This window comes from Fructobacillus sp. CRL 2054, assembly GCF_028764065.1.
In the GTDB taxonomy this organism is placed as follows: domain Bacteria; phylum Bacillota; class Bacilli; order Lactobacillales; family Lactobacillaceae; genus Fructobacillus.
The window spans coordinates 51198-69354 of the sequence record NZ_JACOFN010000001.1 but is presented as its reverse complement, the minus strand read 5'-3'; the positions used below and the strand labels follow the sequence as shown (position 1 = coordinate 69354).

General features: G+C 43.8%; 17 protein-coding genes and 3 tRNA genes. 19 read left to right on the top strand and 1 reads right to left on the bottom strand.

Going from position 1 to position 18157, the window contains the following annotated elements; genetic code table 11:
- The first annotated feature begins 115 nt into the window (after window positions 1-115).
- The 7 genes from H7198_RS00370 (at window position 116) to H7198_RS00340 (ending at window position 3502) form a co-directional block, all read left to right on the top strand.
- Window positions 116-188: transfer RNA gene (locus H7198_RS00370), tRNA-Asn, on the top strand.
- 40 nt (window positions 189-228) lie between these two features.
- Window positions 229-301, top strand: a tRNA-Asn gene (locus tag H7198_RS00365).
- A gap of 43 nt (window positions 302-344) precedes the next feature.
- Window positions 345-417: transfer RNA gene (locus H7198_RS00360), tRNA-Asn, on the top strand.
- Between the two features lie 159 nt (window positions 418-576).
- Complete coding sequence (locus tag H7198_RS00355) at window positions 577-1314, top strand: amino acid ABC transporter ATP-binding protein (RefSeq protein WP_274457700.1); 738 nt, start codon at window positions 577-579, stop codon at window positions 1312-1314.
- A gap of 13 nt (window positions 1315-1327) precedes the next feature.
- Window positions 1328-2194: a transporter substrate-binding domain-containing protein gene (locus H7198_RS00350; protein WP_274457698.1), complete on the top strand. Its 867-nt coding sequence runs from the start codon at window positions 1328-1330 to the stop codon at window positions 2192-2194.
- Entirely contained in the window at window positions 2194-2835 is a 642-nt protein-coding gene (locus tag H7198_RS00345) for an amino acid ABC transporter permease (RefSeq protein ID WP_274457696.1), read from the top strand. Before H7198_RS00350 ends, H7198_RS00345 begins: the two co-directional genes overlap by 1 nt.
- A 13-nt stretch (window positions 2836-2848) precedes the next feature.
- Complete coding sequence (locus H7198_RS00340; protein ID WP_274457693.1) at window positions 2849-3502, top strand: amino acid ABC transporter permease; 654 nt, start codon at window positions 2849-2851, stop codon at window positions 3500-3502.
- A gap of 59 nt (window positions 3503-3561) precedes the next feature.
- On the opposite strand, the gene pnuC is transcribed toward H7198_RS00340, so the two are convergent.
- Window positions 3562-4290 (bottom strand): nicotinamide riboside transporter PnuC, encoded by a 729-nt coding sequence (gene pnuC / locus H7198_RS00335; protein ID WP_274457691.1) that lies wholly within the window; start codon window positions 4288-4290, stop codon window positions 3562-3564.
- A 315-nt stretch (window positions 4291-4605) separates the two neighbouring features.
- Here pnuC and H7198_RS00330 point away from each other — a divergent pair, with 315 nt between their 5' ends.
- The 12 genes from H7198_RS00330 to H7198_RS00275 all read left to right on the top strand — a co-directional run bounded on the left by H7198_RS00330 (window position 4606) and on the right by H7198_RS00275 (window position 18145).
- Window positions 4606-5871: a NupC/NupG family nucleoside CNT transporter gene (locus H7198_RS00330; protein WP_274457689.1), complete on the top strand. Its 1266-nt coding sequence runs from the start codon at window positions 4606-4608 to the stop codon at window positions 5869-5871.
- Between the two features lie 149 nt (window positions 5872-6020).
- A complete protein-coding gene (locus tag H7198_RS00325; RefSeq protein ID WP_274457687.1) occupies window positions 6021-6431 on the top strand; it encodes a hypothetical protein in 411 nt (136 codons plus the stop codon).
- A 28-nt stretch (window positions 6432-6459) separates the two neighbouring features.
- The gene (locus tag H7198_RS00320) at window positions 6460-6954 is read left to right on the top strand and encodes a hypothetical protein (RefSeq protein WP_274457685.1); all 495 of its coding nucleotides are present in this window, start codon (window positions 6460-6462) and stop codon (window positions 6952-6954) included.
- Between the two features lie 96 nt (window positions 6955-7050).
- Entirely contained in the window at window positions 7051-7797 is a 747-nt protein-coding gene (locus H7198_RS00315; RefSeq protein WP_274457683.1) for a hypothetical protein, read from the top strand.
- A gap of 33 nt (window positions 7798-7830) precedes the next feature.
- Window positions 7831-8598, top strand: a complete 768-nt coding sequence (locus tag H7198_RS00310; RefSeq protein WP_274457681.1) for a hypothetical protein — start codon at window positions 7831-7833, stop codon at window positions 8596-8598.
- Between the two features lie 286 nt (window positions 8599-8884).
- Entirely contained in the window at window positions 8885-11563 is a 2679-nt protein-coding gene (locus H7198_RS00305; protein WP_274457679.1) for a valine--tRNA ligase, read from the top strand.
- A gap of 141 nt (window positions 11564-11704) precedes the next feature.
- Window positions 11705-12673 carry a beta-ketoacyl-ACP synthase III gene (locus H7198_RS00300; protein ID WP_274457677.1) on the top strand — a complete coding sequence of 323 codons (969 nt, stop codon included), beginning with the start codon at window positions 11705-11707 and terminating at the stop codon, window positions 12671-12673.
- Between the two features lie 157 nt (window positions 12674-12830).
- Window positions 12831-13577 carry a CAP domain-containing protein gene (locus H7198_RS00295; RefSeq protein WP_274457674.1) on the top strand — a complete coding sequence of 249 codons (747 nt, stop codon included), beginning with the start codon at window positions 12831-12833 and terminating at the stop codon, window positions 13575-13577.
- Window positions 13578-13758: 181 nt separating this feature from the next.
- Complete coding sequence (locus H7198_RS00290) at window positions 13759-14919, top strand: LCP family protein (RefSeq protein WP_274457672.1); 1161 nt, start codon at window positions 13759-13761, stop codon at window positions 14917-14919.
- A gap of 93 nt (window positions 14920-15012) precedes the next feature.
- On the top strand, window positions 15013-15957 hold the full coding sequence (locus H7198_RS00285; protein ID WP_274457670.1) for a Ppx/GppA phosphatase family protein: 945 nt from the start codon (window positions 15013-15015) through the stop codon (window positions 15955-15957).
- Window positions 15954-17177 (top strand): hydroxymethylglutaryl-CoA reductase, degradative, encoded by a 1224-nt coding sequence (locus tag H7198_RS00280; RefSeq protein ID WP_274457668.1) that lies wholly within the window; start codon window positions 15954-15956, stop codon window positions 17175-17177. The genes H7198_RS00285 and H7198_RS00280 overlap by 4 nt, the downstream gene beginning before the upstream one ends.
- Window positions 17174-18145 (top strand): nitrate ABC transporter ATPase, encoded by a 972-nt coding sequence (locus H7198_RS00275; RefSeq protein WP_274457667.1) that lies wholly within the window; start codon window positions 17174-17176, stop codon window positions 18143-18145. Before H7198_RS00280 ends, H7198_RS00275 begins: the two co-directional genes overlap by 4 nt.
- The last annotated feature ends 12 nt before the right edge of the window (window positions 18146-18157 follow it).

The window sequence follows — 18157 nt, the reverse complement described above, 5'->3', positions numbered from 1 at the left end:
TAAAAGCGAACACGGTGAGTGTTTTATCATAATTTTGTTATTTGATTAAAAATAATTTCATAAAAGTGTTGTCAAACACATAGTAGCGTGATATATTTATATCACGCTATTTGATTGTCTTGTAGTTCAGTTGGTAGAACACCGCACTGTTAATGCGAAGGTCGCTGGTTCGAGCCCAGCCGGGACAGTAGGAAAGATAACTTTCCAATAAGTAATAAAAAATAGCATTGTCTTGTAGTTCAGTTGGTAGAACACCGCACTGTTAATGCGAAGGTCGCTGGTTCGAGCCCAGCCGGGACAGTTGGAAAAATAGCTTTTCCAATAAGTAATAAAAGAATAATCATTGTCTTGTAGTTCAGTTGGTAGAACACCGTACTGTTAATGCGAAGGTCGCTGGTTCGAGCCCAGCCGGGACAGTTAAGAAAAAACACCAATCCCTAGCGGAGGTGTTTTTTTCTTGAAATGAGGGCTTGTGATATAAGCTCACGCGAATAGTTCTAAATAATTAATCCTGAAATATAATGAAAATTAGGACTATAATCGAGATGGAATGAAAAAAGGGGAGGAAGTTGCACAATGTCGATGATTGAATTCAAAGACGTGGAAAAGTACTACGGTCACTTTCACGCACTAAAAGACATCAACTTGAAGATTGATGCGGGTGAAACGGTTGTTTTGATTGGACCTTCAGGTTCAGGAAAGTCAACCTTGATTCGAACGGTTAACGGTTTGGAAGAAATCCAAGAGGGACAGTTAATCGTTGATGGTTATGATCTCCACGATCCTAAGACGGATATGAATAAGATTCGCAAGAACGTGGGAATGGTTTTCCAGCACTTCAACCTTTATAACAACAAGTCGGTTTTGGAAAACATTATGCTAGCACCACGCTTGGTTTTGAAGCGTGACGAAGCTGAAAACAAGAAAATTGCCATGGAGCTTTTGGAACGGGTTGGATTGGCTGATAAGGCTGACAACATGCCATCCGCATTGTCAGGTGGACAGAAGCAACGTGTGGCTATCGCCCGTTCATTGGCGATGAAGCCTAAGTGCCTTCTTTTTGACGAACCAACTTCTGCTTTGGATCCCGAAATGGTTGGTGGTGTTTTGAAAGTCATGCGTGAAATCGCTCAAGATAGTGACATGACCATGTTGGTCGTGACCCACGAAATGGACTTTGCCAAGGCGGTCGCTGACCGTGTTATCTTCATGGCTGATGGTGCCATCTTGGAAGATGCTTCAACCGAAGAATTCTTCAAGGCACCAAAGAACGAGCGTGCAAAGCAGTTCTTGAGCCAAGTGGATAGTCACTAAAAAGGAGGATGAGATGGAAAAGAACAAAAAACGTCTTTTTGGTATCATTGCTTCCATTCTTCTAGTTGCATTTTTGATTATTGCTGGTGTTTGGGCTGCCAATGCTGCTCAAAAGAACCAGACTCACCAAGATACTTTGGAACGAGTGAAGACAACCAAGCAAATTTCTTGGGGTGTCAAAACGGATACCAAACTGTTCGGTTTGGTCAATACGAAGACCGGTAAGTCCGAAGGGTTCGATGTGGATTTGGCGAAGGCTTTGACCAAGCAAATTGGGAAGCAGTTGAACTTGAACCTGACACCAACCTTTACACCGGTGAACGCCTCATCAAAGGTTCAGCTATTAAAGAACACGAACATTGATGGTGTTTTGGCCGTTATGACCATCACCAAGGAACGTGCCAAAGTCGTGGACTTCTCTGATTCTTACTTCCCAGCTGGTAACTCATTGTTGGTTAAGAAAGATTCAGGAATCAACTCAATTAAAGATTTGAACGATTCTTCTAAGACGGTTTTGGTTGCCTTGGGAACAACGGCTGCTGATACGGTGAAAAAGGAAGCACCTAATGCCAAGATTTTGGCATTGCAGGACTACGCTTCCGCTATGCAGGCCTTAAAGGCCGGACAGGGACAGGCCATCGTAACCGATAACGCCATCTTGTATGGTTTGGCTACTGAAAACCCTGACTACAAGGTTGTTGGTGGTACTTTGAGTTATGGACCTTACGGTGTGGCCTTCGATCATAACCAAAAGGGAATGGTTGAAGAAACCAATAAGGCCTTGGCTACTTTGAAGAAGAATGGTACTTACAACGCTTTGATTAAGAAGTGGTTTGGACAAGTACCTGGTTTGGACATTAGTCAGTTGGAGGTGAAGTAATGACTTTATTTGATAAATATTCTTCACTATTCTTATCTGGATTTGGCTACACAATCATGGCCTCTTTACTTGCCTTGGTTGCTTCCCTTGTCTTGGGAACGGTTTTCGCACTGTTGCAGCTTTCTAAGAAGAAGGGCTGGGCAATGGTTGGAAACGGCTACGTCCAGTTTTTCCGAAACGTGCCACTTTTGATTATCACGCTCTTCTTTTACTTAGCAGTTGCCAAAGTCATTAAGATGACTGGATTTGCAGCTGGAACGATTGCTTTGTCGCTCTATACTTCAGCCTTTATTGCTGAATGTGTTCGTGCCGGAATTCTTTCAGTCGATACCGGCCAAATGGAAGGGGCTCTAGCAAACGGTCTTTCCTACGGACAGGCGATGCGCAAGATTATCCTGCCACAGGCCTTCCGAATTGCCATTCCTTCTTTAGGGAACCAGTTCATTAACTTAGTAAAGAATTCATCCATTCTCGCCTTCGTTGGTGGTTTGGACTTGATGTATCAAGGAAACATCGTTGCGGCGAACTCCTTTGATACCTTTACGGCATACATGATTGTCGGTGCTTTCTACCTCGTTTTGACGTTGCCTTTGAGCTACTTCATGCAGTATCTAGAAGCCCGCACTCAGGGAAATCAATAATGGGGGATGAGCAATGAATGACTTTTTTGCAGCTTTATCAGCTGATAATCTGAGCTACCTCTTGCAGGGATTAGGTGTAACCGTCGGGGTTTCAATCTTTTCGATTATTATTTCGTTAATTGTTGGATCCTTTGTCGGCATCGCCATGTTTGAAAAGATTCCATACTTTTCATCATTAATTGGTACTTTGAACAACATTGTTCGAAACCTACCTTTGCTGTTGATTATCTTCTTTACTTACTTCTCACTACCACAGGTTGGTATTCGCTTGCCAATCTTTTGGTCAACGGTTGTGGCCATGTCCTTCTTTGAAGCGGCCATGTTGTCCGAAATTATTCGTGGTGGTTTGGAGTCAATCGATAAGGGACAGTTTGAGGGCGCACGTTCAACGGGAATGTCGAACAAGCAAACGATGCTGTACGTTATCATGCCTCAGGCTTATAAGAAGATGATTCCACCTTTGATTTCACAGTTGATTTCATTGGTTAAGGATACGTCATTGGCATCTGGAATTGTTTTGGCCGATTTGACTTACCGCGGTCAGGTTGTTTACGCCCAGAACAGTCACTACATCGTGCCAATCTTAATCTTTATGACCTTTGCCTACTTCGTAGTGAACTACTTGTTATCATTATTGGCTAAGTATTTCGATCGTAAGTTGGCTTAAAGGATTACAAAATTGAAAAGTCGTGCTTTCCAGCTGAAAAGCACGACTTTTTTAGTAAATTAATTTGAATGTTTGTACCAGTACCAGGCGCCGTATAGGGCGTTGATTAGCATGACAATTTGTAGCACCAGCATGGAGATGGCGTAAGAGCCGTCCAGAACGAAGACGTTCTGAGCCCAAACGGTCACTTGGACGATGTCGACTAAAATCCAGGCGAACCACTGGGAGCGGTAGCCATAAGTCAACAGCACCTGGCCGATGATGTTTAGTGGCAAGACGGCTGAGTCCAGGTAAACCTGAAGACCATGCAAGTGCTTGGAAATCGTCAAGACGATGAGGTAAGTAATGATGGTGATGATTAGTACGGCCCAGGCTAGTTGCTTGGATAACTTCTTCGGCTTGATTTCACCAGCGTCTTCATCTCGGACTTTGGCCCAGAGGTAAATACCAAAGAACTGCATGATGAAGGCAAATCCCTGTGCGAAGACGTCACCAAAAGTTCTTGAGTTAAAGGCGACGATTAGCCAGGCTGAGGTACAAAGAAGCCCCCAAAAGAAGTTCGACTGTTTTCCCTGATCAACTAGTGCTAGGTTGATAACTGCAGCAAATCCGGTCCAAAGGGTTAGCCATGCCAACCCAGAACGGTCGGATGAGAGGGCGAAGGTCAAGACCTGTGCACCAATCATGACAGCCAGTAGCCACTTCGTTGTGGCTTTGAGCTTTCTTAGGTCCGACCAAATGGCCCGTGGGCTGAAGGTCAGTGCCAAGGTCGACTGTGTGTGATTCATATGTGTTCTCCTATTGTTTTTAAGGTGCCGTCATCGGAAGCAACGCACCGTGTGTTCGGTGTTTATCACGATTGATAAACGTTTTGATTATAGCAGAAAAATTGAAACGGTTAGGAGGCGCTTATTTTAAAATAGTAAAAGTTTTGGGGATTAAACGAATGAGATTTAAAACGTTAAAAACGAACAATTAGAAAAAATTAACCAAATTATTCGGTGAAATGCTTGCTATTCCTTAATCGGCCACCTAATTTTTAAATAATAAAATGCTATAATTGATTTGTTTATGCATTGTTGTACAAAAACAGGGGGAACGACATGTACTTATTAGTGAATGCCTTAGGACTGCTCGTTTTTATTGCGATTGCCGTTCTGTTTTCTAAAAACCGTTCCAAGATTAATTGGCGCTCCATTGCCACAATGGTAGTTGTCAACTTAGTCTTGGCCTGGTTCTTTACTTCATTCTCAGTTGGACGAGATATGATTGACGGAGCTGCAACTGGCTTTAACGAGTTGGTTTCAGTGGCCCAAGAAGGGATCGATTTTGCATTGAAGCCAACTGGTGCCAAGTTGCAGGGGAACTTCTTTACTAGTGTCTTGCTACCAATCTTGTTGGTCGTACCACTGTTCGATATCTTGACTTACTTTGGTATTTTGCCATTCGTCATCAAGTGGTTGGGAAAGGGCTTGTCAAAGCTTTTCGGACAACCAAAGTTCGAATCATTCTTCTCAATTGAAATGATGTTTCTTGGAAACACGGAAGCCTTGGCGGTTTCTGCCTTGCAATTAAAGAAGATGAAGGCGGACCGGATGTTGACCTTAGCCATGATGTCCATGTCCTGTGTGACGGCTTCAGTTATTGGTTCTTACACAATGATGATGCCCGGTCGTTACATTCTGACCGCTGTGCCAATCAACGTGATTAACGCTTTGATTGTGACCGCCATTTTGAACCCAGTTGAAGTAACGCCTGAGGAAGACACCATCGCGAAGATTGGGGCAGCACCAGCTGCGGCAGAAGACATTGATTCAGGTTCAGAAAAGCTTGCGGAAGCTGAAGTGAAGGAAGCAACTAAGGTTGAACGCGAACCATTCTTCTCCTTCCTTGGAGATTCTATCTTGGGTGCTGGAAAGTTGATCTTGATCATCGCCGCGAACGTTATCGCCTTTGTTGCTTTGGCGGCCATGGTTGATAAGTTGCTTGGTTTGGTTAATCCATGGCTTTCCCTTGAACACATCTTGGGAATCATCATGTATCCATTTGCTTGGTTGCTTGGTGTTGGCTCACAAGCCTTTGACTTGGCCCAGTTGATGGGAACGAAGTTGATTACCAACGAATTCGTTGTTATGGGTTCTGTGACAAACAAGATTAGTCACTTCTCAGACCACTACGCAGCGGTCTTAACGGTCTTCTTAACATCCTTTGCCAACTTCTCGACGGTCGGTATGATTGTTGGTTGCTTTAAGGGGATGGTTTCAGAGGACAAGAGCCGTGTTGTTGCCAAAAACGTTGGTTACTTGCTCTTGTCTGGTATCTTGGTATCGCTCTTCTCAGCGGCCATGGTCGGACTCTTCGTTTGGTAAAAGTAAATTAAAAAGGCGGGCCCTGCTCGCTTTTTTCCTTTTTAAAAGTCGGCTGTCCCCCAGCCGACTTTTTGATTGCCATTGGCCCTTTTATGACATTCCTGCTAAAATGGATTGTGATATCAACTTGTTTTGAAAGGATTTTGCCGATGGCGAAGAAAAATAAAAAGCCAGTTACGAATGATGGTGTGCAAACAGAAGAAAGTAAAAAAGTTTCTGAAGACCAAGCACAAACGTCTTCTTCGGCTGATCAAATGCAAGAAGCAGTCAGTGCTGCCCAAAGGGGTGCACAGGCTGCAGCTGATTCAACAAAGCAAGTTTTTGATAAAGTAAAAGAACGGTCAGAATGGTCCAACCCGGTGGTTGTTGTGATTGCTGCCGTCTTTCTGTTGGTTGTCCTGCGGGTGCTTTTTGCTAGCTTATTGACGGATTTATTTAATTATGTCGGTAAACTATTAATGGCGATTGTAACCCAGGATGCCTGGCCAATTGTCTTTGCTGGCTTTATCATTTACTATCGTAAAGAAATTCGCGGTCTGCTCAACCGTTTAGGTCGCTGATTTATTTATTCTCGAAAGGATTTAAATTATGTTATCACGTGCAAAACGACGCCAAACATCTAAGCGAGGCGTGACTTTTTATAAGAAGTGGTGGTTCTGGCTAATCATCGTTATTATTGCTGGAGGGGTTGCCTTCTACATGGTCGGATCTGCATCATCAAAGTCTGATGATGATGATTCACCAACACCTGATATTTCTTACTCATCTAAGAAGCACCACACTTCTTCTGAAACATCTAGTTCTTCTGATAATAAGGAACAAGAAGAGGCGGCTGCCGATGCTGCTTCAGCAAACGCTGCCGCTGCTGCAAAGGCAAGTTCTCAAGCTGCTGCGGAACGGGCTGCTGCCAATGCCGCTCAGTCATCACGTGCTGCCGCAGAAGCTGCCGCTAAGTCGAGCTCTGATGCTGCGGCAAAGGCTGCTGCTGAATCTTCAAGTAAGGCGGCTGCTCAAAGTCAATCATCATCTTCTACTTCATCGTCACAACCACAACAGCAACAACACGAACAGAAACAACAATAAATTTTATGAAAGACCAACGAATTACGTTGGTCTTTTTATTATGTTCAAAAAGAGGAGTATAATTATTCCTGTTAATAATAAAAGTAGGAATGAAAAATGAAACGGAAAAAGTGGCTTTGGATTTGGGCGATTGTGATTCTTCTTGTCGCGATTGCCGGTACAGTAACCCTTGTATGTACCAAGCAAGAATCATCTAAGAATAAGGTTGAGAAAATCAATACATCACAATCCACCTCCGGATTGCGAACAAATGCGACAACAAAGATGATTAACATGAAATCTGGCCAAGAAAAGGTTGTGAACGGCCTTCAAATTGACGTGAAATCGATTTCCAAAACGGACTACAAGGCTTATAGCAAGCGAAACGTGGTAAAGGTGAAAATGTCGGTCAAAAACACCACGAAGAAAGACTTGTACGTTGTTGCCTCTGCACCGCACGGTGCTTTTGATACCGGCTTTGCTAAGTCAGATAGTTGGAACTTGGCCGGTCTTGCCACGGATAGCATCACAGATTCCCATTGGACGTCTAGTGTTGCTTCCATTGCTAACGATAAGGGAAAACTTTCTGACGATCATTTGATTAGTAACCAACTTCAAAAGAAGTCAGGGGTTATTCTTGGAATTGGCGCCAATTATAAGTACATGTGCTGGAAATTAACGCCTGGTCAAAGTGTTTCTGGAACGGCCTACGGTGCTTACGATCAAGACTCAAACAATCCGGATCAGCTACCAGTTTTGAAGGTTAACCCTGATCAGATTGGGGTTGCTAAGTCGACGGTTGATATCTATAAGGATGAGTACCAACGACAAGCTACAGCGGATACGAACACGGATAGTGAATAAAGATCGGTGTTATAAAAATATAGGGAGAGAAAAATGAAAAAGAAACAATGGATTTGGATAGTTATTGCTATTATTGTTGTTGTTTTAGGTGTTGTATTTATTAAGAATAATCAATCAAAATCATCTAATAATAACAGTGCTACACAAAAAAGTTCTACTACGAAGTCGAAGGCCGAGTCTTCTTCATCTTCCGACGAGGAAGATGATAGTAAACCAATTAGCATTGCTAGTGGTAAGAGCAAGACGGTCAACGGATTAAAAATTAACGTTAAGTCTATTACAGCTACTGATTACAAAACGGCAAATAGCCGTCCTTTAGCTAAGGTTGAGATGGAGGTTAAGAATACAACCAAAAAAGATATGTATATTATTGCAGCTGCCCCAAAAGGTGCTTTTAATACAGGACTGGCTAAATCGAATACTGGTGGCAGCTTTTCTGGCCTGCTTACTGATGACATCAGTGAAGAGCGTTGGACTTCAAGTATTAGCCAGTTCAGTGATGACCAGGGAAAGTTGCAGGATAATAATATGATTAGTAATCAACTGCAAAAGTCAGGTGGAGCTATCCTTGGGGAAAGTGCTAATTTTCAGTGGATGTGTTGGAAATTAACACCAGGACAGGTTGTCTCCGGGGATGCATATGGTATTTATGATCAAAATCCGGAAAATTCATCTGAATTACCGGTTTTGAAAGTGAATTCTTCAGCTATTAATGTTTCAAAGTCCAACGTTGACGCTGTAAAGAAGGAGTATGATGATCAATTCAAGGCATCAGATACCCTAAGCAGCGCATTTAAGTGATTGACCTTGACTATTTGAGCAAGTCTTTGTAAACTAAGTACAACCTAGAGGAGTACGCAAGCGCTACTGAAAGAGACCTACTGGAAGCTGTGAAGTAGGAGAGTTAATGCGGAAGGTTGCTAGGGGTTAATAATTGATTTAAATGAAGTGGTGTTTTCTAACGATAAGTTAGTGAACACAATTTAGGTGGTACCACGTGTAAGCGTCCTAATCGAAAGATTAGGGCGCTTTTTTTTATATAGAAAGCCTAAAATACTCTTCAAAAAAATAGAAGTGAGGACAGACTATGCGCGATGTAAACATGTCGACCAAGTACGACCCAACAGCGGTTGAAGCTGGTCGCTACGAAGATTGGTTAAAGAACGATCTCTTTTCTCCTGAAGCCAACAAGGCTATCCAGGGAAACGAACCAGAACCTTATTCAGTGGTTATCCCACCACCAAACGTTACTGGAAAGTTGCACTTGGGACACGCCTGGGACACGACTTTGCAAGACATGTTGATTCGTCAAAAGCGGATGCAAGGTTTTGATACGCTCTGGTTGCCAGGAATGGACCACGCCGGAATTGCTACACAGGCGAAGGTTGAACAACGTTTGCGTAAGGAAGGTATCTCCCGTTACGACCTTGGACGCGAAAAGTTCGTGGAACAAGTGTGGGACTGGAAGAACGAATACGCTTCGACTATCAAGCAGCAGTGGGGAAAGATGGGCTTGGCTTTGGATTATAGCCGCGAACGCTTTACCCTTGATTCTGGTTTGAACGAAGCGGTTAACAAAGTCTTCATCGACCTTTACAACAAGGGCTTGATTTACCGTGGTGAATACATCATCAACTGGGACCCACAGGCTCGTACTGCTTTGTCTGATATCGAAGTTATCTACCAAGATGACGAAGGCGCCTTCTACCACGTTAAGTATCCATTTACGGATGGTACGACTTTGAACGGTAAGGATTACATCGAAATTGCCACGACTCGTCCAGAAACGATGTTTGGGGATGTTGCCGTTGCCGTTAACCCAACTGATGAACGATACAAGGACATCGTTGGTAAGACGGTCCGTGTGCCATTGCTTGGTCGCGAGATTCCAATCATTGCCGACGAATACGTTGAAAAGGACTTTGGAACTGGGATGGTGAAGATTACACCAGCCCACGATCCAAACGATTTCCAAGTTGGTAACCGTCATAACTTGGAACGCATCAACACGATGACTGAAGATGCCCACATGAACGCCAACGCTGGTAAGTACGAAGGCTTGGACCGTTTCGAAGCCCGTAAGGCCATGGTTGCTGACATGGAAGAAGCAGGCGACATGCTTCGTATCGAACCATACACCCACTCGGTTGGTCACTCAGAACGTACTGGTGTTGCCATTGAATCACGTTTGTCAACGCAGTGGTTCGTTAAGATGGAGCCATTGGCTAAGCAAATCCTGGCCATGCAACAAAACCCTGATGAAAAGGTTAACTTTGTGCCTGGTCGTTTCGAAGATACCTTCACCCGTTGGATGGAAAACATCCGTGACTGGGTTATCTCTCGTCAGCTTTGGTGGGGACACCAAATCCCAGCTTGGTACAAGAACAAGGGAACTGATCAAGAAGAAATCTACGTTGGAGAAAAGGCGCCTGGGGATGACTGGGAACGCGATCCAGACGTTTTGGACACTTGGTTCTCATCTGCTCTTTGGCCATTTTCAACGATGGGCTGGCCTAACAAGTTGGACGGCGACTTTGCCAAGTACTACCCAACCAACACATTGGTAACTGGTTACGACATCATCTTCTTCTGGGTTGCTCGTATGATGTTCCAAGGTAAGGAATTTACCGGCGAACGACCATTTAAGAACGTCTTGATTCACGGTTTGATTCGTGACGGTGAGGGCCGCAAGATGTCAAAGTCATTGGGTAACGGTGTTGACCCAATGGACGTGATTGAAAAGTACGGTGCCGATGCTTTACGTTGGTTCTTGGCTACTGGTTCAACACCGGGTCAAGACGTCCGCTTTACTTATGAAAAGATGGACTCAGCTTGGAACTTCATCAACAAGATTTGGAACGCTTCCCGTTATGTAATCATGAACTTGGATGACGATACAGTTGCCCGTATTCCAGATGCTTCTAAGTTGTCATTGGCCGACAAGTGGATTTTGGAACGTTTGAACAAGACGGTTAAGAAGGTGACGGATAACTTTGAGAAGTTTGAATTCGGTGAAGCTGGCCGTGACTTGTACAACTTCATCTGGTCTGACTTTGCCGACTGGTACATCGAAATGACCAAGGAATCCTTGAACGGGGACGGCGACAAGACTGCCGTTCAAGAAACGTTGGCCTACGTCTTGGATCAGACTTTGCGTTTGCTCCAACCAATCATGCCATTCATGTCAGAAGCCATCTGGCAAGAAATGCCAACTCAGGTTGGTAAGGATGCACACTTGGGTATCCAGGCTTATCCTACTTATAAGAAAGAATTGGAAAATGAAGAAGCTGCCAAGGCCTTTAAGTCTTTGCAGGATTTGATTGTTGCGGTTCGTACTATTCGTGCCGAAGCTAAGGCGCCAATGTCTAAGGAAATTGACGTGATGATTAAGGTGAAGGACGAAAGCTTGGTTAAGGTCTTCAACGATAACGCGGATTATATCCAACGTTTCGTAAAGCCAAAGTCATTGACGATTGCAGCTGACGTCGATGTTCCTGATTTGGCCATGTCACAGGTCATCACTGGTGCTGAAGTCTACGTACCATTGGCTGGTTTGATTGATATCGATGCTGAAATTGAACGTTTGCAAGGCGAATTATCTAAGTTCCAAAAGGAAGTTAAACGTGCTGAAGGTAAGTTATCAAACGAAAAGTTTGTATCTTCTGCCCCTGAAGCCGTTGTTGCCAAGGAAAAGGCTAAGTTAGTCGACTGGCAAGAAAAAGCCCAATCAACCGAGAAGCGTCTTGCTGATTTGAAGAAGGCTTAAGATATCGCTATAATGAATATCGGATAAAATCCTCACCCTTTGGTGGGGTTTTTATGTTAATTTAGTATAGATTCGTTAATCTCTTAGTGAGCACTTTCGTCTTTTAGTAGACATTTGCTCCAATTCAATATAGGAATGATTATGATTGGAAGTAAGATACTGGCCAGCGGCCACTATGTGCCAAAAGATATAGTAACTAACGACGATCTTGCCAAAGTCGTTGATACTAGTGATGAGTGGATTGTTTCACACACTGGAATTGAGTCTCGCCATGTTTCACTTCAAGGGGAGAACACCTCTGATTTAGCAACCAAGGCGGCTGAACAGGCTTTGGAACGGGCGGGTGTAGCGGCCGATGAAGTTGACTTTATTATCGTCACGACTTTTACACCGGATGGATTGGCACCTTCTACAGCTGCTTTAGTTCAACGAAACCTTGGGGCCAATAATGCTTGGGGTTATGACTTATCAACAGCCTGTGCTGGATTTGTTTTTGGTCTGTCGACAGCTGATAAATTTATGCGTACGGGTGATTACCGATATGGTTTGGTTATTTCTGCGGAAGTAAATTCTAAGATGATGGATTTCAAAGACCGAACATCGACTGTCTTCTTTGGAGACGGGGCGGGTGCTGTCCTTTTGGCTAAGGATGATGGCGAGTTCATCCAAGCAGAAGAGATGCATACACGTGGTGATGCTGAAGTTGTGCACTCAGGACGCATCGCACCATTGACAAAGCTCTCGGCAGATAATTATCCTAAAATTGATGCTTTTGCCCAAGAGGGACGAGCGGTTTATAATGAAGTGACGACTTTGATTCCTGAGCATATTCAATCGATTTTGAATCAAGAGGGATTGACGGTTGATGATGTTGACTATTTTGTCCTACACCAGGCCAACTTACGAATGATTGAGAAGGTGGCTGAAATTTTAGGCCAACCAATGACAAAGTTCGTAACGAACGTCCAGCATTATGGTAATTCCTCATCGGCAGGGATTGCGATGGCCTTTGATCAGTTAAATCAAAAAGTCGATTTATCGGGAAAGAAAGTTTTGCTAACCGGGTTTGGTGCTGGCTTCACCTATGGTTCTCTTTTGTTGAGCCTATAAAATTTGCATTTACGGTTGAAATATTGTAATATAAACGTAACCTATGGGATATTATGTGGTAACGCAGGTGTCCTAGAATAGGTATATAGATTGAGCGCTTATTGATTAAGCAAGCCAATTATTTAAAAAATAAGTAGAAAAATATGGAGAGTCTCTCATGAAGAATAAACTTACTAAGACAATCTTGGCTACTTTAGCTTCAGCTACTGCCTTTGCGGCAGCAGGTCATTCAGCTTCAGCCAACGATATCACAATCAAGGCTGGTGACACTTTGTCACAGATCGCCGAAGATAACAACACAACTGTTGAAGAATTGGTTGCTAAGAACAACATTGCTAACGCTGACTTGATCATCGCTGGTAACACAATCTCAACTGATGGTGTTGCTTCACAAGCCGCATCAACTACTGCCACAGCAACTGCTTCAGTTGCAGCAGCTGCTGATGAAAACGTTACTGCATCAACTTCTGATGATTCAGCTAACACACAAGCTACTACAAACACGAACACACAAGCACAAGCAGCTACAACTGCTTCAACTAACTACACAGCTTACTCAGCTGGTGCTTCTGGTTCAGTTCAAACAATCATTAACGCTATGAACGCTAAGCGTGCAGCTGCTGGATTGGCACCTGTATCATACGATGCTTCATTGGCCGCAACTGCTGTTTCACGTGCACAAAACGCTGAAGCAAACGGCGGATTGCCAACTGGTCACTTCCAACAAGTTGCCGGACCTGAAGTTGTTGCTATCCAATGGTCACCATCATCAGTCGTTGATGCATGGTACAACGAAACTGGAATGGTTGCAGCACCTGCTCACCATAACTGGTTGATGAACGCCTCATTCACTAAGGTTGGATTTGGTATCGTTGGTGACACTATCGTTGGTATCGCTGGCTAATCACTTTATAAATAACGACGACTAGGATTTCCTAGTCGTCTTTTTTTATATTTTAAAAGTAAAGCTTTTACTAAGAATGCGCTCTTTGACGGTTTTTAACCTTGGTTTAACATGCACTGTGATAGAATAATAAAAGTTAAGAGTAAATCTCAAATTCGTTAGAAGCGGAGCAAAAATATTTATGCAAGAAGAGCCAAAACAGCTTTCACGTGCAGTTCGTAATGAAGGCATACGTGCAAAGCGTAAAAAGCGAAGTCGTATTCGTAAGTGGATTTTTTGGATTTTAACGGTTATTATTCTTGGTACCGCTGGATGGGGAACCTACCTTTATGCCCAGTATAAAGGTGCTATTGATGATATCCAAAAATCTGCTCACATTAATAAGACCCGTAACGTATCAAACCTAATTGCCCGCGGAAAGCCTTTCTCAATTTTGGTATTGGGAACTGATGTTGGTGAATTAAACCGTGATCGAACTGGATTAACGGATTCCATGATGTTGGTAACGGTTAATCCAAAAACAAACAAGACCACGATGGTGTCGATTCCACGTGATATCTTGACGGCCATTCCTGGCTACGAGGATTCCTTCCCACAAAAGTTGAACTCAGCTTACGCCTTTGGTGGCGTTGGAGCGACAATGAAGGCCGTTCAGAACTATTTGAACGTTCCAGTCGATTCCTACGCATTGGTCAACATGAAGGGCTTGGAGACTTTGGTTAATAAGGTTGGTGGTGTTTCTGTTGAATCCCCAATGGATTTCCAATATAGTCAAGATACGGCCCATGATTATGGTCCAAACTTGTATCGTTTCCACAAGGGTTCTACTAAGTGGGAGAAGTCCGATGATAACGGTGTTACTTGGTCATCATCAAAGACTAAGCTGGATGGTGATGCGGCTTTGGCCTTTTCACGTATGCGTTATGATGATCCGCAAGGGGATTACGGACGTCAGCAACGTCAACGTTTGGTTATGCAGGCAATGATTAAGAAGGCAATCAACGCGGATACGTTGTTGAACTCATCTTTCATCAAATCTTTGTCAAAGTACGCACAAACTGATCTTTCCTTTAACGATATCGTGAAGATTGCTCAGAAGTATCGTTCTGCTGCAAAGCACCAGGATTCCGATCATATGCAGGGAACTGGTGTCATGCTTAGTGGCGTGTCATACCAGGCCGTAACGGATACGGAAAAGCAACGTGTAACGGATAAGCTTCGTAAGCAGTTGGGATTGTCTGCTAAGGAAACTGGTTCACAGTTCGGAGGCGACGTGCCATCAAGTGGCTTGAGTATTGCCCAAACTTACTTATCACAAATTAATGAAACGGTTGATGAATAATCAACTAATAAAAGCATTAGACAGCCGTCTAATGCTTTTTTCTTTAACGAATATCCGTGTTATACTGGACAATAATCACTAAATGGGGCCGCTATGCGAGAAAAGACAATTGCAATTATCGACTTAGGGAGTAATTCAGCCCGAATGGTCGTCGAGAAGTTGAAAGAAGACGGCACTTACCAAGAGATTTTTCGGGTAAAAGAAGATACCCGCCTCTCTCAGGGCATGGGGGACTCCCTCATGCTTCAAGAAGAACCAATCCAGCGAACGTTACGTGTTTTAACGGACTATCGTGAACGACTGACAAAGTTTTCTGTTGAAGCCATCTATGGTATTACGACGGCCGCTGTTCGAACGGCTAAGAACCAACAGGACTTTTTAGATCGCGTGTATCAGGCGATTGGCGTGCGATTGCGTGTGCTGACCGGAGAAGAAGAAGCCCACTATGATTTTCTAGGTGTTTTGTCCTCCTTGCCAGATGAACAGTCAGCTGTGATTTTAGATACCGGTGGCGCGTCGGTAGAACTGATACCCTACCATCAAAAAATGGCCGAAGCAGAGGTATCGCTGCCCTTTGGAGCTGTTAATTTATCTGAAAAATACCACCTTGCGGATGTGATTTCAGAAAAAGATATTAAGAACGCCTGTCAGCAAATCCATGCTGATTATGAAAAGCTGCCCTTTATTAAAGATAACCAGGATCAACCGGTTATCTTATTGGGCGGGGCAAATCGTTCACTGGCAAAAATGGCGGAAAAGAAAGGCTGGGCTAAGCAGCACCAGACAAGTTTACACGGTCTATTTCTCTCTGCTGATCGAGTGGAGCAGGTTTTCTCTGAGATTTCTCAGATGAACCGCAAGGAACGAGAACACTTGGCGGGCTTGGAAAAGAACCGAGCAGATATTATTATTTCTGGCTTACTGCCCGTCTTGAATTTGATTCGCGTGCTTCATTCTCCTAAGGTTATTTTCTCGGAGTCAGGCGTTCGCGAAGGTCTTATTTTCGAATTGATTCAAAAGGAATTTAGTCATTCATGACAAAAAAGTTTTACCAATTATCACCTGCCGAAAGGCTGGAAACGTTAGATTTACCAACTGACTTAGCTGACTTTTATAAGGGACAGCAGTCTGTTGAATTAGAAAATATAATTGAGAACTACTTAGCTGACTTCAGGTTACCTGAGGGACTTTTACATCACCTTGTTGTCGATGGTAAGGTTTACGAAGTGCCAATGGTCACGGAAGAACCATCCGTGGTCGCCGCTGCTAATAACGGTGCTCGAATGATTGGCTTAGCTGGTGGCTTTAGCTCAAAAAAGGCCAGTCAGCCATTATTAGGTGGTCAAATTCTCTTTAAAGGCGTTAACCAGTTCAAACTGCAGGCCTTCGTTGATCAAAATAAGGCAGCTATTTTTGCTGCTGCGGAAAAGGCTAAGCCTTCCATGGTGGAACGTGGCGACGGCCTTAAAAAGGTAAACCTTCGTTTTGTGGGTGAAGAACAGGCTGCTCTAGACCTAACTGTACAGACAGGAAAGGCGATGGGAGCCAATGCCGTGAACACCATTTTGGAAGCGGTAAAATCTTGTCTACAACCCTATCAGGACAATATCGTTGCAGCTATCCTGACTAATTCCGGCCGAGATGCGCTGGTGACAGTTCAAGGTTCTGTGCCCGTTGAAGCGGTGGGCGGTGAAATGGCTGCCGAAAAAATCGTTTCACTTTCGGACTTTTCGAAAGACGATGTTGACCGTGCGGTGACAGAGAATAAGGGTATTTTTAACGGCTTATCGGCAGTAGTTATGGCTACTGGTAATGACTACCGGGCTGTTGAAGCGGCTGGGCATGCCTATGCGGCTAAGTCTGGTAAGTATCAATCATTGTCAACCTGGCAATTGAGCGATGATAAGGAGGCATTGGTTGGTCAATTAACGATGCCTCTCAATATAGGTGTCCTTGGAGGGGCGATTGCCGCTTTGCCAATGGCACAGAAAAATTTAGAATTGCTTGGCAATCCAACGGTTGATGAATTAAAGAAGGTTATTTTAGCAACCGGATTGGCCAATAATCTGGCTGCTTTAAAAGCAGTTTCAGGTAAGGGAATTCAGTCTGGACATATGAAGATGCAGGCTCGTGTACTGGCTGTTCAAGCGGGTGCCCGCCCTGATGAAATCATGGCGGTGGCCGATGAGTTAGCCCAGTCGGGACAAATTGACCAAGAAAACGCAGAAAGAATCTTAGGAGAATTAAGAAGACCATGACGCCAAAATTGGAAGTTTTACTCGAACAAGTGAACCAGACCTATCCTGGAACGGTTATGGTACGTACGGGTCAAGAAAAGTCAGGACGTTTACGTTTGGACCAAGCCAAGCAGTCTTTTTTAGCAGACCGCTTGTTAATTGAAGTGCCAGATCAAACGGAAGCTGATTTTGTGATTGGTAACGAACTCTTGCAGTTAATGCTTTCTTTGAATGGCATTGTCCCTCAAATTTTCTTCGGACTGACTTTTGAAGATGATGCGCTGGACCAACAGCTGGTGACCATCGCTAGCCGCTTGCACAAGATGGTGATGCACGGTATTACCTACCGTGAAATGGCTAAGCAGGGCTATTTGACTGCTGATACTGCCAGTGCTTTCCAGGCGGGAATTGAAGATGAGTTAACGGCTGAAGAAGGCGAAATTGATGGTCAACATCTATTCCGCTTGCTTTCACTTGTTGATGCTCAAATTTTGCTAGCTGTATTGAAAGAACAGGGACTTCTTGAAGAAGCTAAGGGTGCAGAAAAGGCCTTTTCAAAGCTCTATCCAAAGGCAAATGCTGAAGCCAAGGCTTTGGCCGAGCCAATTATGACAGCCGATTTGAAGGACTCCCGAACGATTCGTAAGACGATTGTTCGACTCTTTGCTGGCCTTGACGAATTACTTGAAAAAGATCAGTTGCCAACGGTTAATGCGAAGCAGTATGTCACTTTGGCACCGGTATTGTCAGAACGTCAATTGGCAGGACCTGTTAAGAACCTATTTGAGATTTTCCATTCTGATATGACGGACTTTGCTTCAAAGGAAAAGGCCTATGTTGGATTAGGAAAGCAGGATCAACAAAATACCTTTGTTATCGCACCACCTAAAAATCCGGCAGATCGTCCTAAGTTCTTTAAGGAACTGTACGAATTACCAGTGAAGGACTTGCTGGAAAAATTGGCCCTACCATACATTGTGCGTAAATAAGGGGGATAAACG